At 66.5% G+C, this 13,821-nt stretch carries 16 protein-coding genes; 10 read left to right on the top strand and 6 right to left on the bottom strand.

Features of this window, described 5'->3' with window-relative positions; translation table 11 throughout:
* The first annotated feature begins 30 nt into the window (after nucleotides 1-30).
* From HHL13_RS01825 to HHL13_RS01815, 3 genes are read left to right on the top strand one after another with little or no spacing between them, the layout of a single operon-like run.
* Entirely contained in the window at nucleotides 31-1,020 is a 990-nt protein-coding gene (locus HHL13_RS01825; RefSeq protein ID WP_169554074.1) for an aspartate carbamoyltransferase catalytic subunit, read from the top strand.
* On the top strand, nucleotides 1,017-2,228 hold the full coding sequence (locus HHL13_RS01820; RefSeq protein WP_169554073.1) for a dihydroorotase: 1,212 nt from the start codon (nucleotides 1,017-1,019) through the stop codon (nucleotides 2,226-2,228). Before HHL13_RS01825 ends, HHL13_RS01820 begins: the two co-directional genes overlap by 4 nt.
* A 5-nt stretch (nucleotides 2,229-2,233) precedes the next feature.
* On the top strand, nucleotides 2,234-2,707 hold the full coding sequence (locus tag HHL13_RS01815; protein ID WP_169554072.1) for a hypothetical protein: 474 nt from the start codon (nucleotides 2,234-2,236) through the stop codon (nucleotides 2,705-2,707).
* Nucleotides 2,708-2,838: 131 nt separating this feature from the next.
* Here HHL13_RS01815 and HHL13_RS01810 read toward each other — a convergent pair whose 3' ends face one another.
* From HHL13_RS01810 to HHL13_RS01800, 3 genes are read right to left on the bottom strand one after another with little or no spacing between them, the layout of a single operon-like run.
* The gene (locus tag HHL13_RS01810; RefSeq protein WP_169554071.1) at nucleotides 2,839-4,197 is read right to left on the bottom strand and encodes an SPOR domain-containing protein; all 1,359 of its coding nucleotides are present in this window, start codon (nucleotides 4,195-4,197) and stop codon (nucleotides 2,839-2,841) included.
* 11 nt (nucleotides 4,198-4,208) lie between these two features.
* Nucleotides 4,209-4,802 (bottom strand): hypothetical protein, encoded by a 594-nt coding sequence (locus tag HHL13_RS01805; RefSeq protein ID WP_169554070.1) that lies wholly within the window; start codon nucleotides 4,800-4,802, stop codon nucleotides 4,209-4,211.
* Nucleotides 4,802-5,524 (bottom strand): ParA family protein, encoded by a 723-nt coding sequence (locus HHL13_RS01800; RefSeq protein ID WP_169554069.1) that lies wholly within the window; start codon nucleotides 5,522-5,524, stop codon nucleotides 4,802-4,804. The genes HHL13_RS01805 and HHL13_RS01800 overlap by 1 nt, the downstream gene beginning before the upstream one ends.
* 175 nt (nucleotides 5,525-5,699) lie before the next feature.
* Here HHL13_RS01800 and HHL13_RS01795 point away from each other — a divergent pair, with 175 nt between their 5' ends.
* Nucleotides 5,700-6,668: an SPOR domain-containing protein gene (locus tag HHL13_RS01795; protein ID WP_240953593.1), complete on the top strand. Its 969-nt coding sequence runs from the start codon at nucleotides 5,700-5,702 to the stop codon at nucleotides 6,666-6,668.
* A 12-nt stretch (nucleotides 6,669-6,680) separates the two neighbouring features.
* Here HHL13_RS01795 and HHL13_RS01790 read toward each other — a convergent pair whose 3' ends face one another.
* Nucleotides 6,681-7,472, bottom strand: coding sequence for a hypothetical protein (locus tag HHL13_RS01790; protein ID WP_240953592.1), 792 nt, complete (start codon nucleotides 7,470-7,472; stop codon nucleotides 6,681-6,683).
* Between the two features lie 187 nt (nucleotides 7,473-7,659).
* On the opposite strand from HHL13_RS01790, the gene HHL13_RS01785 reads away from it, so the two are divergent.
* The 4 genes from HHL13_RS01785 (at nucleotide 7,660) to HHL13_RS01770 (ending at nucleotide 9,672) form a co-directional block, all read left to right on the top strand.
* Nucleotides 7,660-8,181 (top strand): DUF2975 domain-containing protein, encoded by a 522-nt coding sequence (locus HHL13_RS01785; protein WP_169554068.1) that lies wholly within the window; start codon nucleotides 7,660-7,662, stop codon nucleotides 8,179-8,181.
* A gap of 3 nt (nucleotides 8,182-8,184) precedes the next feature.
* Complete coding sequence (locus HHL13_RS01780; RefSeq protein ID WP_169554067.1) at nucleotides 8,185-8,403, top strand: helix-turn-helix transcriptional regulator; 219 nt, start codon at nucleotides 8,185-8,187, stop codon at nucleotides 8,401-8,403.
* A complete protein-coding gene (locus HHL13_RS01775; protein ID WP_169554066.1) occupies nucleotides 8,400-8,816 on the top strand; it encodes a hypothetical protein in 417 nt (138 codons plus the stop codon). The genes HHL13_RS01780 and HHL13_RS01775 overlap by 4 nt, the downstream gene beginning before the upstream one ends.
* Nucleotides 8,817-8,877: 61 nt before the next feature.
* A complete protein-coding gene (locus HHL13_RS01770) occupies nucleotides 8,878-9,672 on the top strand; it encodes a MipA/OmpV family protein (RefSeq protein ID WP_169554065.1) in 795 nt (264 codons plus the stop codon).
* A gap of 3 nt (nucleotides 9,673-9,675) precedes the next feature.
* On the opposite strand, the gene HHL13_RS01765 is transcribed toward HHL13_RS01770, so the two are convergent.
* Together HHL13_RS01765 and serB are read right to left on the bottom strand one after the other, a co-directional pair.
* Nucleotides 9,676-10,086, bottom strand: coding sequence for a PilZ domain-containing protein (locus tag HHL13_RS01765; RefSeq protein WP_169554064.1), 411 nt, complete (start codon nucleotides 10,084-10,086; stop codon nucleotides 9,676-9,678).
* Nucleotides 10,087-10,186: 100 nt separating this feature from the next.
* Complete coding sequence (gene serB / locus HHL13_RS01760) at nucleotides 10,187-11,065, bottom strand: phosphoserine phosphatase SerB (protein WP_169554063.1); 879 nt, start codon at nucleotides 11,063-11,065, stop codon at nucleotides 10,187-10,189.
* Between serB and miaA the strand changes: the two genes are divergently transcribed.
* Entirely contained in the window at nucleotides 11,058-11,993 is a 936-nt protein-coding gene (gene miaA, locus HHL13_RS01755) for a tRNA (adenosine(37)-N6)-dimethylallyltransferase MiaA (RefSeq protein WP_169554062.1), read from the top strand. The two genes, serB and miaA, sit on opposite strands and share 8 nt — an antisense overlap.
* A gap of 78 nt (nucleotides 11,994-12,071) precedes the next feature.
* Entirely contained in the window at nucleotides 12,072-13,817 is a 1,746-nt protein-coding gene (locus HHL13_RS01750; RefSeq protein WP_169554061.1) for an acetolactate synthase 3 large subunit, read from the top strand.
* Nucleotides 13,818-13,821: the final 4 nt, after the last annotated feature.

Here is a 13,821-nt window from a genome sequence, read left to right as displayed (position 1 = left end):
CCGCCCCCGCCCCGCTACCCGACACCTTTAATGTCAGCCTCCGATCATCGCCCCGCTGCCCAGCTTCCGGGCAGCGCCGTTTTCCCGCACCGGCACCTCACCGGCATTGCGGGACTCGAGCCCCATCAGATCCTGTTCCTGCTCGACGAAGCCGAGCAATGGGTCGATGCCAACCGCGACCGGGCACGCCCCGACAAGCGCCTCGCCGGTCTCACCCAAATCAACGCCTTTTTCGAGAACAGCACCCGCACGCTCCTCTCGTTCGAGATCGCGGGAAAGCGGCTCGGTGCCGACGTGGTCAACATGCACGCCGCCCAGTCCAGCGTGAAGAAGGGCGAGACCCTGATCGACACCGCCGTCACGCTCAACGCGATGCGCGCCGACGTGATCGTCATCCGCCACGGCAGCTCGGGCGCGGTCCAACTCATCGCCGACAAGGTCGATTGCCCCGTGCTCAACGCCGGAGACGGCTGGCACGAGCATCCCACGCAGGCGCTGCTCGACGCCCTCACCATCCGCCGCCGCCGGGGCAGCATCGCCGGTCAGCGCGTGGTGATCTGCGGCGACATCCTGCACAGCCGCGTCGCCCGATCGAACATGCTTTCACTCACCGCCCTCGCCGCCGAAGTCCGCGTCGTCGGCCCGACCACGCTGATGCCCGCCGCGATCGAGCGGATGGGCGTCACGCCTTATACGAATTTCGACGAAGCGCTGGAGGGCGCGGACGTGGTGATGATGCTTCGCCTCCAGAACGAGCGGATGAACGGGGCTTACATCCCCTCCACTCGCGAATATCACATGCTCTACGGCCTCACCCCCGAACGCCTCGAACGCGCGAAGCCCGATGCGCTGGTCATGCACCCGGGCCCGATGAACCGTGGCGTCGAGATCACCTCCTCGGTCGCCGATCACCCCGAACGCTCGGCGATCACCGAACAGGTCGAGATGGGTGTGGCGGTCCGCATGGCCTGCCTTGACGTGCTGACGCGCCATGAGCGCGGCGTGGAGGGCTGGGCATGACCGCGACCATCTTCGCCAACACGCAAATCCTCGGTGGCGGCACGTCGCTCGCGATCGATGGCGATACGATCGTCGCTGAAGCGCCGGGCGCGCAGACCATCGATTGCGCGCAGTTCGCTCGCAATGGCGGGATGATCGCGCCGGGCATTATCGATCTGGGCGTGTTCGCGGTCGATCCCGCAGCCTGCCGCGCAGGCGGGATCACCCGCGTCGGACTGATGCCCGATCAGTCGCCGATCCTCGACGATCCCGGCATCGTCCGCCGCGCCGCGCTGATGGGCAAGCCCGATCTGTGGGTCCACCCCCTAGCCGCCGCCACGCGTGCGCTGGAAGGGAAAGACCTCGCCGAAATGGCGATCAACGCCGCCGCCGGCGCCAAAGCGGTTTCGACCGGCCGCCGCTGGATCCCGGACTCGGGCGTGATGCGCAAGGTGCTGGCCTATGCCCGCGATTGCGGCCTTACCGTCATCGCCCATGCCGAAGATGGCGGCCTGACCGCCAATGCCGTAGCGACCGAAGGCGAAACCGCGATGCGCCTCGGTCTCGCCGCCGCGCCCGCCAGCGCCGAAGCGCTCGCCATCGCCCGCGACCTGATCCTTGCCGAAGACACCGGCGCGCGGCTCCACTTCCGTCAGGTGACCACCGCGGCGGGTTTCGATCTGGTCCGCCGGGCCAAGGCGCGCCGCATCGCCGTCACCTGCGGCATCACTCCGGCGCATCTGTTGCTGTCGGATATCGACGTGTCGGATTTCCGCACCTACGCGCACCTTTCGCCCCCGCTGCGCGCCGAAAGCGACCGTCAGGCCGCCCTCGCCGCGCTGGCCGATGGCACGATCGACGTCCTGTCCTCGGGTCACGATCCGCGCGGCCCGGAGGAAAAGCGCCTCCCCTTCGCCGATTCCGAAGCCGGCATGTCGGGCGCGGAGACGCTGTTCGCGCTGGGCATGACTTTGGTGCAGAACGAGACGATCACGCTCGATCGCCTGTTCGACCTGCTGGCGAAGAACCCCGCCCGCATCCTCGGCATCGATGCCGGCCAACTGGCCCCCGGCAAGCCCGCCGACTTCATCCTGATCGATCCCAACGCCTCATGGCAGATCAACGGCGAAGCGATGCGCGCCCGCGCCGGCAACACGCCGTTCGACGGCCTGCCGGTTCAGGGCAAGGTGGTGAAGGTCTGGAAGGGCGGGACCGAGATCGGCGGCTAAGAGGTATGGGAAGCAGCTTCGTCACCGTCGATGGACAGCACGGCTTTTGGGCCGTGGATAGCATCCACGAACTCTGGATCTGGCTCGTTGCGCTAAACATCGACGCCAGTCGGGAGCCACCGGCATCACCGGTCGTTGAGCTTCGCAATTCGTGGCTCACCGCCGGAATGATGTCGCTGGGCGGTGTGGTGTACAATCAGCTCGACCGGTTCATGGCTCAGCCGGAAGCTGCCGATGCGATACGGTCAGCGACTGCGAAACTCCGCACAAAGCTGATCAAAGCACCCGATTTCATTCACGTCGATGCGTTCAATCTGGCAGGATTCGATACCGACTGGATTGATTGCATCCCGCGGGAGGGGCTGCTGGCCTTCGCTGAGGCGTGGACTTCACTCCTTGATGGCAAAATCGGGACGACGGCATCGCATAGCTACAAGCTCGGCTTCACCTCCCGACGAGGCGACCACCTTCCAGACTAACCCCTTGCAATGTTGGATTTCGCTCGCTGAAATGAAACGGCCACGAACCCTGTGGGGATCGTGGCCGCCCTGTCAGATTACACTCCGGCGAAAACCCCCGGACAGTGTGAGGTTCGTGTGAAATCTGGCGATCAGCGCGACGCCATCTGCACATTGCGGCGCGGGTTCACCCAGCTCGCAACCTGATCGCCGCCCGATTGCGCGCGGACGAAACAGGTACCGCCGGTCGAACGTACGGTGCGGCACAGCGAGTCCGCGTCGGCGCGGGCGAAGCCGCCCACCGACAGGCGGTAGAAGCTCGAACCGCGGCTGGAGATCGAGGCACCCTTGGGGGTCTGGCTGGCCAATGCGGGCACGCGCGCCGTGGTGCGCTTCCATGCGTCACGGGCGACTGCGGCATTGTCGAAGGCGCCCAGCTGGACCACCCAGCCGCCCTTGGCGTAGCTGACGCGCTGAACGGCGGGTGCAGCGGCCAGACGGGTCGGCGCGGCGCGAACCGGCGCCGGCGTGGCGGCGCGGCGCGGCGCGGCGGCGGGAACGGCCTGCACGACTTCGGCACGTGGGCCGAACACGACCTGCGGGCCGGTGCCGGCGACCTGGACGGCCGCGGGAGCGGCTTCGACCGGCGCGGCATAGGGATCGGCTTCGACCTCGGCCACCACCTGCGGCGCATTCTCCGGCACGCCGGGCATATAGGCGTCGACCGGATCGGCGGGCTTGGGCGCAACGGCGGCGACGCCGATATTGCCGGGCATGACCAGCGCCAGCGCGGTGGGCTGGCCCTGATCCTCGACCGCGCGCACGCCGAGCAGCGATGCGACCTGGTCATAGGCATTGGTCGGGCGCGAGAAGCTGGCCCACTGCATGATGCGCGCGTCGAGTTGGTCGGCGGGCACGTCCATCGCGGCAATCGTCTTGGCTTCCTGCCAGCGCCCGGCGAGCGCAAGGCTCAGCGCATAATTCTGGCGAGTCTTGGCGGTGGCGTCGGCGGCGCGGACGGCGGGGACGAGTACGTCGACCGCCTTCACCGGATCGCCGGCCAGCGCATAGGCGAGGCCGCGATCGCTCGCCGCGATCGTGCCCTCATATTTGTCCAGCGTGCCGCGGGCCCCGGCCCAGTCACCCTGCGCGATCTGCGACAGCGCATAGTTCAGCGCGACGCGACCATCCGAAGGATCGAGCGTCAGCGAGTCGCCCAGCGCGGTCCGCGCAGAAGCGAAGCGGCCGGCGAGCAGATAGGACTGGCCCAGCAGCGCGCGATATTCGGCGCTCTGCGGCGCATAAGCGACGGCCGCCTCGGCGAACTTGATCGCCTTGGCCGCATCGCGCTTCGCGATCGCCTTGCGGGCATTGGCTGCCTCGGAAGCCGCGCGCTTGGGATTCTCGGTGCCCGCCGCGGTGGCGATCATGCCGGGAACGCCGATGCCGACCATTCCGCCGGTGACCACCAGGGCCGAAATACCGATCGAGAGCAGGGTACGGGTCTTCATGTCCTTGATCCTCAGCGGCTTTTCCGGGCGTCGAGCTGGTTCGCCAGCGCGTCGACCTCGGTCAGCGATTCGAGAAAGGCGTCGAGCGCCTCGGTCACCAGTTGCTGCGCCGATCGATTGGTGACCGCTGACGCCAGGCGCAGGCGCAGATGGCGGTCATTGTCGAGGCGGAGCGTGAACGCCGCCTTGGATTTCTCTGCCTTGGCGCGCGGCGCGGCCTTGGCCTCGCGCACCACCCGGGCAACGCTCGGCTGCGCGACGGGCTTCGGCGCGGGCACCGGGTCGAGCGCGACGAACGGCGCGGGCTCGGGCGCAAGCTGTTCCTCCAGCGCCTCGCGCTGGCGAACCACCTCGGGCACCGGAACGGCGACGGGCTGCGGCGCGGGAACGACCGGCTGGACAGGCTGGACCTGATGGACCTGATGGACCGGCTGCGGCGCGGGATGGAAATCGTCGCCCATGTCGTTCCAGCCGAGATCCTCGGCCGAAGGCGGCAGATGCGAGACGAAACCCTGCGGACGCATCGCCGGGCGGGCATGGCCCTTGCGCGCGAGCAGGCCGGAAGAAAGCGAAGCGGTGGGCTTCGGCGTGCCGAACATGCTCATCAGCTCACCACGCGGCGGCCGAAGCCACCCCCTGCCGGACGCGCCATGCCGCCGAACTGGCTGACCTGCGCCGCCGGAGCCGAGAACACGGTGCGACGGAAATTCTTCTCGAGCCGGTCGGAGATATAGCCCCACAAGGCGGTCACTTCCGCCGCCGACTTGCCGTTGGGATCGGTCTCCATGACCGTACGGCCGTCGATCATCGACGACGCGAAATCGGTACGGTGATGGATCGTCACCGGCGCGACGGTGCCATGCTGCGACAGCGCGACTGCGGCTTCGGACGTGATCCGGGCCTTGGGAGTCGCGGCGTTGACGACGAAGATCAGCGGCTTGCCCGCGCGCTCGCACAGGTCGACCGTGGCGCCCACGGCGCGAAGGTCATGGGGCGAAGGACGCGTCGGGATGACGATCAGTTCGGCGACCTGGATCACGCTCTGGATCGCCATCGTGATGGCGGGCGGCGTATCGATCACGGCCGTGCGGAAGCCCTGCTGGCGCAGCACCTCGAGATCGGCCGCAAGCCGCGCGACCGTGGTCTGCGCAAAGGCGGGGAATTCGGTGTCGCGTTCGTTCCACCAGTCGGACAGCGAACCTTGCGGATCGATATCGATCAGCACGACCGGGCCGCAGCCCGCGCGCTGCGCCTGCACCGCAAGGTGCCCGCTGAGCGTAGTCTTTCCAGACCCGCCTTTCTGCGATGCCATCGCCAGAACGCGCATTGAACCCCTCAACTCCCGGTAATCCGGCCTCCGAATTGCCATGCGGGGTCTCAAGAAGAGGTTAACGCGTTCCGCACCGGGACTCAGGCCCCTTCCGGCGGACGTAAGGATTTCTTTCACACTCGATGGTTAACTGGCATTTATCCATTCATCGCGGGGGCGTGGGAGTAAGGCTTTGATCAAGTCCGTTTGGTTGGCTGCTGCGGCTGGGACCGTGCTGCTGATGTCGCCGGCACTGGCGCAGAACGCACCTGAAGACCCGGTCAAGGCGGGTGTCGAAGCCTGGGACCAGCGCGGCGACTACAAGACCGCCGTCGCCCTGTGGCGCCCGGAAGCGCTGAAGGGCAATCCCGACGCGCAGTTCAACATGGGCCAGGCGTACAAATTGGGCCGCGGCGTCACCACCGACCTCAATCAGGCCGAGGAATGGTATCGCAAGGCCGCGATGCAGGGCCATCCGCAAGCGCAGGACAATTACGGCCTGATGCTGTTCCAGAACGGCAAACGCACCCAGGCGGTCGAATGGCTCCAGCGCTCCGCGACCCGCGGCGAGGCCCGGGCGCAGTTCGTGCTGGGCACGATGTATTTCAATGGCGACGGCGTGGAGCGTGACTGGGTTCGCGCCTACGCCCTGACCGTGCGCGCGTCGCAGTCCGGCCTGCCCCAGGCATCGACCGCGCTGGCGCAGATGGACCGCTATATCTCGCTGTCGGAACGCCAGCAGGGCCTGACCCTCGCCCGGCAATATGAGGAAGCGGCCAACCGTCCGCAGCCGATCACCGATTATGCCAGCAACATCCCGCCGGGCACCCGCCCCGCCCCGGCGACCGGCACCCGCCCGCCGCGCAACACCCCCGCGCCGCGTCCGACTCCGGCTGCGCCGAAGCCCACGCCTCCTGCAACCGAAGTCGCGTCCGCAACGCCGATCCGCGAAGGCGGCTGGCGGCTTCAGCTCGGCGCGTTCGGCGACCCGAACAATGCCCGCAAGCTGTGGAGCCAGGTCAGCGGCCGCTTCCCGGGGCGTCAGGTCAGCTTCGTGAAGACAGGCAATCTCACCAAGGTTCTGGTCGGCCCGTTCGCTTCGCGCGCCGAAGCCGCGGGCAGCTGCCGCGGTCTTTCCCCCTGCGTGGCCGTCCCGAAGTAAGCCGCCCCCGGCCTATTCGCGCGGTTCGGTCTCGCGGGTGAGAGTATAGTCGATCCGGATCCGCACCCAGCTGCCGACCAGCGGCTTGCCGCCTACGCGCGGCGGCCTCACCCGGAACTGGAACGCGGCTTGCCGGACGGCCCCGGCCAGCCCCGATCCGCGCGGGGAATCGCCCAGTTCGATACAATCCTCGACGCGATAATTGGCGACCGTGCGACAGGCGATCAGGCCCCAGCCGCTCTGCCGCGCCCGCGCGGGCAGATAGGTCGACAGCTCGGCATTGGTCGGCCGACGATGCCATTCGGCGGCGTAGAGCGGCTCACCGTTCGGCCCGCTGCCTTCGACCCGCTCGCTGTCGCCAGCCGTGCCCCGGCCCTCGCCCTGCCCCGCCGCCGGCGTCTCGTTCCCGGACGCCCGCGATCGCGAGACGTCGGTTGCGGCATAGTCTCGCCGCGTCATCCAGATCACGTTCGAGTCCGTCGGCGGCGTAGGGGTCTCCAGCTCGGTTTCGACCGGCGGCGCAGGCTGCTCGGTGACCCGCGCCTTCTCCGTCGCCGCGCCCTTCGGCCGGGCTTCGGACGAACGCTGTTCCTTCGGCTCGACCGGATCGCCTTCGCTCACGTCGAAGCCAAACAGTGGCGGCTGCTCCTTCTTCTCCTTCGGGCTCAGCGCCGGCATCAGCGCGAACAGGAACAGCAGCGCGATCAGTATCTCGATCGCGACCGCGCACACGAACGCCGCGCCACGCTCGCGAAACGACATGGCGAGCCGCTCGCGTACGGAAAATTGCTGGATCGAATCCATCGGCGGCAATCAGGACCTCAAACGTCCGCGAACGAAGCCCGTCGCGCGATGCGGCTCTACAACCACATGCGATGGGGCGACAGTGGGGCGATAGCGTGTCGCGAATGGATCACCCTTATCGTTTTTCGATAAATATCATTGACGCATCGCAATCGTGGAATTATCGATTATCGATAAGGAGGATCACATGTCCAGTCCCGATACGCTCATGAACACCGCTCGCTTCGTCGTTCGGTTCGCTTGGTTCGCCAATCGCTTCGTGCTGGTCGCGATCGTTGCGCTGGTGCTGGGCAGCTTCATCTTCGACGCCGGCTTCACCGATGTGGTTGGTGAATCGCTGCCCGGCGCGGACATTGTGTCGGCAAAGACCGGGATGCGGCTGCTTGCGCTGCTCGGCATCGTCATGGCGGTCGTCACCGATCGGCTGCTGGGCACGCTCTCCGCCATCGTCGGCACCGCCGCCGCCGGGGAGCCGTTCGTCGCGATCAATGCACAGCGGCTGCAGTTCATCGGTTGGTGCCTGCTCGCGCTGCAGCTTTGCGACATTCCGGGCGGGCTGATCGCGCGCTATTTCCCCGCAATGGGCTCAGCCGCGCCCGAAGTGGACATCTCGTTCGCGGGGTGGATCGCGGTGCTGATGGCGTTCGTCCTCGCCCGCATCTTCGCGGTCGGATCAGCCATGCGCGACGAACTCGAGGGAACGGTCTGAACCATGCCGATCCTGGTCCGGCTGGACGACGTGCTGGCAAGCCGCGGCATGTCCCTCACCCAGCTTTCCGAGGCGGTGGACATCACCCTCGCCAATCTCTCGATCCTCAAGACCGGCAAGGCCAAGGCGATCCGCTTCTCGACGCTCGAAGCGATCTGCACGGTGCTCGATTGCCAGCCCGCCGACCTGCTGGTGTTCGAAGCCGAAGGGGATGCGGCATGACCCAAATCTCGCCGTTCCGCCTCAACCTTCTTCGTATGGCCTATCTCGTCCTCGTGATCGGACTGGGATCGGTCATCTGGCCGGCGATCCTCGACACGGGCCGGTCATGGCCGCTGATGTCGGGCGTGGTGACGAGCATGCTGGGCGCCTTGTCGCTCCTGTCTCTGCTCGGCCTCCGCTACCCGCTACAGATGCTGCCGCTTCTGTTCTTCGAAATGGCGTGGAAGGCGATCTGGCTGGCCCGGATCTGGTTCCCGTCATGGTCCGCCGGGCATCTCGACGCAGCGACCGTGCAGACTGCGTGGGAATGCCTGGCGATCGTGATCTTCCCGTTCTTGATTCCGTGGGACCATGTCGTGCGAAACTATGTGATCAAGGCCGCCGACCCGTGGTGGCGCCACCACACCTCGTGACAGCGCCCGCAGCCCGTCGCAGTTGCGTTGTCTAGGCCGTGACCAGCGTCTAGGGCGGCTCATGATCAAATTCGCTGCGTTCGCCGGCCTGTGCCTGTCATTGCTTTCCACGAGCGCCCACGCCCAGTCCGATCCGGACGCGCCGTCGAAGCGCGAGCCGCGCCGCTATCGCATTGCCCTTGGCATCCAGCTCGTCCCCAGCTTCGCGGGCGCGGACCGCACCAGCATCAAGCCGCTCTGGGACTTCAACTCCGCGCGCGGCGACGATCCGTTCCCGTTCGAAGCCGCCGATGAAAGCACCGGCTTCACGGTACTCGAAGCCGGCCGCGTCGAGTTCGGCCCGGCCCTTAGCTTCGAAAACGGCCGCAACTATCGCGTTCCGGGCATCGGCAAGGTCGGCAACAGTTTCGAGGTCGGCGGCTTCGCGCAGACCATGATCCGGCCCGATCTTCGCGCGCGGATCGAAATACGTCGCGGCCTTGGCGGGCATGAAGCCTGGGTGGGCGTGGCCAGCGTCGATTATATCGCCCGGAAAGGCGACAGCCGGCTATTCTCGATCGGCCCGCGCGTCACGCTGGGCGATGCGCGCTATCAGCGAAGCTATTTCGGGGTAAGCCCGGCCGAGGCCGCTGCGACCGGCCTTGCGGCCTATCGTCCCGATGCCGGAATACACGCGATCGGGGCGAATATCGGCTATCTGCACCAGCTCAGCGACCGCTGGACGCTCCACAGCTATGCCCGGTACGATCGGCTGACCGGCGACGCCGCGGACTCGCCGCTGGTGCGTGCGCATGGCTCCCGCGATCAGTTTTCGACCGGGATCGGCATCGGCTACACCTTCGCTCGCCGCCGCTAAGCGCTATTTGCGATAGGGACTGTTCAGTCCGCCGATCCAGCCGGGCGCGTTGCGCGGGGTTGCGTCGGTCTGGCCGATGTCGTGCTTGCCGACCGTCTTTTGGGTCGGAGAGACCAGTGCCTTCGAGCGGGCGGCATCGGGATCGATCGCTTCAGCGAATTTCAGGCCAGCGAGATCGTCGCGCACCCAGATCACGGTCGCGCCCACCTGTTCGAGAACGCCGACCGAAACCAGCACGGTCGAGCCGACCTTGAGCGAACCGGCGCGATCCACCCGCGCGCCGGACGCGGACAGATCCCGCACGCGGTGCTTGGTCGGCGTACCGCCACCGAACCCCGAAATCTCGGCGCCGAGCAGAACATTCTGACGAGGTTGGCGGGGCGTCAGTTCCTCGCCGTCACCGGGCTCAGACATTACAGGTCCTTCCAGCCGCTGCACCATCGCAAGGGCTGTGAAATCAAATAGTTCGAATGGCGATTTGGTTCAAATCGGGGTCTTCGACAGGGCGGAAGGCTCAGCCGAGCACCCATTCCGCCTTCGGGATGCCCTGCGCATAGAGCAGCGTGGTCAGATCGCCATGATCGATCCGTGCGCCCGCCGCGGCGGCGACGATCGGCTTGGCATGATAGGCGACACCCAATCCGGCCTTTTTGATCATGGCCAGATCGTTGGCGCCATCGCCCACCGCCAGCGTCTCGCTCGCGTCCAATCCGCGCTCGGCGATCGCGTTCAGCAGCGTGGTTTCCTTGGTCGAGCTGTCGACGATCGGCTTGCTCACGGCGCCGGTCAGCGCCGCGTCCTCGATCAGCAGCCGGTTGGCGATCATCCGGTCGAACCCGATCCGCCCGCCCACCGGCTCGGCAAAGCGCGTGAAGCCGCCCGACACAAGGATGGTCAGCGCGCCGCGCGCGCGCATCGTCTTCACCAGCGCCTCGGCGCCCGGCATCAGCCGCACGCGCTCCTCAAGGCAGCGATCGATCGCGCTTTCCTCAAGCCCCTTGAGCAGCTCCACGCGCGCATCGAGCGCCTCGGCAAAATCCAGCTCGCCGCGCATCGCCCGCTCGGTCACTTCGGCGATCTGCGCCTTTATGCCGGCATAGTCGGCCAGCTCGTCGATGCATTCGACGGTAATCATGGTGGAATCCATGTCGGCGACGAGCAGCTTCTTCTCGCGGTTCGCAGCGGGCTGGACGACCACGTCGGTCGCTGGGAAAGCGCCTTCCAGCGTCCCGCGCGCGGCCTCGGGATTGTGCGCGAACGCGATGTCCGCCGCCCTGCCCTCGTCCAGCCAGCGGGTCGCGCCCGGTACGCAGCCTGCCGCCGCCAGCTTGTCCGCGGCCGAGGAAAGGTCCCCAGCGGACAGCGTCTCTGCTATGAGCGTGGCGATGAACATGACGACCCCTGATCTTCCAAAGGTCGCGCTCATTGCAGGGCCGACCGCCAGCGGCAAGTCCGCACTGGCCATCGCGCTGGCGGAAAAGCATCGCGGCGTGGTGATCAATGCCGATTCCGCGCAGGTCTATGCCGATCTGCGCGTGCTTTCCGCTCGTCCCACGGCCGAAGACGAAGCCCGTGTGCCCCACCGCCTGTTCGGCCATATCGACGGCGCCGACATCTATTCCGCCGCGCGCTGGGCGACCGAAGCGCGCAACGAGATTGCGGAAGCCCATGCCGCCGGCCGCCTTCCGATCCTTGTCGGCGGCACCGGCCTCTATCTGCTGACCCTGATCGACGGCATCGCCCCGGTGCCCGAGATCGAACCGGAAATCCGCGAGGAAGTCCGCGCAATGGCCGTGGCGGACGCCCACGCCGAACTCGCCCGGCTCGATCCGGTCGCCGCGGAGAAATTCCCGCCCAGCGACACCACCCGCGTCGCTCGCGCGCTGGAAGTGATCCGCTCGACCGGAATGCCGATCTCGCATTGGCAGAATGAGCGGCATGGCGGGATCGGCGGGACGATCGATCTGGCCGCAATCGTCCTTCTGCCCGACCGCGCATGGCTGACCGCGCGCACCGACGCCCGCTTCGAGGCGATGCTCGACCAAGGCGCGGTGGACGAGGTGCGCGCGCTCCATGCCCGCACCGATCTGGCCGAGAATGCGCCGGTGCGCCGCGCGATCGGCGTACGCGAGATCGCCGACTGGCTCGCGGGCAGGATCAGCCGCGCCGAAGCGGTCACGCTGGCCCAGGCCGCGACCCGCCAATATGCCAAGCGGCAATACACTTTGTTCCGCAATCAGCCGCCCGAGCGCTGGCACCGCACTAGCGAGACAGATTTATACGTAAATCTTGACTCAATTGAAAGAAAATTATCTCAATAGCGCTTGACGCGATGTTTTCGTGCGATTAGCAGGCCCGACCGGGCGATGCTATTGCACCGCACCAAAGGGAGATTCGACGTGACCGAGAAGAGCGGAGCAGACATCCTGATCGAGACGCTGTGCGATCTCGGTGTGGAAGTCATCTTCGGCTATCCGGGCGGCGCGGTGCTTCCCATTTACGATGCGATCTTCAAGCAGGACCGCATTCGCCACATCCTGGTCCGTCACGAGCAGGCCGCGACCCATGCCGCGGAAGGCTATGCTCGCTCGACCGGCAAGCCCGGCGTCGTCCTCGTCACTTCGGGTCCGGGCGCGACCAATGCCGTCACCGGCATCACCGACGCGCTGCTGGATTCCATCCCGATGGTGGTCATCACCGGACAGGTCCCGACCGCACTGATCGGCACCGACGCGTTCCAGGAGGCCGATACCGTCGGCATCACGCGCCACTGCACGAAGCATAATTATCTGGTGAAGGACCCGGCCAAGCTGGTCGATATCGTCACCGAGGCGTTCCATATCGCCACTACCGGCCGCCCCGGCCCGGTCGTGATCGATATCCCCAAGGACGTGCAGGTCGCCACCGCGCGGCCCGGATCGGCGCACCCGATCCGCCACGCGACCTACAATCCGCAGACCAAGGGCGATCCGGCGAAGATTCAGGAAGCGGTCGACATGCTCGCCGCGGCCGAACGCCCGATCTTCTATACCGGCGGCGGGATCATCAATTCCGGCCCCGAAGCGACGCGCCTGCTGCGCGAACTGGCCGAACTGACCGGTGCGCCGGTTACCTCGACCCTGATGGGTCTGGGCGCATTCCCGGCATCGTCGGACAAGTGGCTGGGTATGCTGGGCATGCACGGCACGTTCGAAGCGAACATGGCGATGAACCGCGCCGACCTGATCATCGCGATCGGATCGCGCTTCGACGATCGCGTGACCGGCCGGCTCGACGCGTTCAGCCCGAACAGCCGCAAGGTCCACATCGATATCGATCGCTCGTCGATCAACAAGAATGTCCGCGTCGATCTGCCGATCATCGCCGATTGCGCCAGCGCGCTCGCCGATATGGTCGATGCGTGGAAGTCGCGCCAGCATCCGAAACCCGACCTCGCCGAGTGGTTCCGCCGGATCGACGGCTGGCGCGCGCGCCGCTGCCTCGACTTCCCCGAAAAGGGCGATGCGATCATGCCGCAGCGGGCGATCCGCGCGCTGTACGAAGCGACGAAGCATCGTTCACCGATCATCACCACCGAAGTCGGCCAGCATCAGATGTGGGCTGCCCAGCATTTCCACTTCGATGATCCGAACAAGTGGCTGACCAGCGGCGGTCTCGGCACGATGGGCTATGGCCTGCCCGCGGCGATCGGCGCGCAGTTGGGTCATCCGGACGATCTGGTGATCGACATCGCCGGCGAAGCGTCGATCCAGATGAACATCCAGGAGCTGGCGACCGCAACCCAGTATCGCCTGCCGGTCAAGATCTTCATCCTGAACAACGAATATATGGGCATGGTCCGCCAGTGGCAGGAGCTGACCTATTCGAGCCGCTATTCGGAAAGCTATTCCGACGCGCTGCCCGATTTCGTGAAGCTCGCGGAAGCTTACGGGTGGAAGGGCATCCTGATCGAGCGTCCCGACCAGCTCGACGGCGGCATCGCCGACATGCTGGCCTATGACGGTCCGGTGCTGGTCGATTGCCGCGTGGCAAAGCTCGCCAACTGCTTCCCGATGATCCCATCGGGCGCGGCCCACACCGACATGATCCTCGAAGGCAACGAAGTCTCCGGCGAAATGGACGACGAAGCGAAGGCGCTGGTTTAATCCC

This window comes from Sphingomonas sp. G-3-2-10 (genome assembly GCF_012927115.1).
GTDB lineage: Bacteria > Pseudomonadota > Alphaproteobacteria > Sphingomonadales > Sphingomonadaceae > Sphingomonas.
This window is presented reverse-complemented; position numbering and strand designations above follow the sequence as displayed.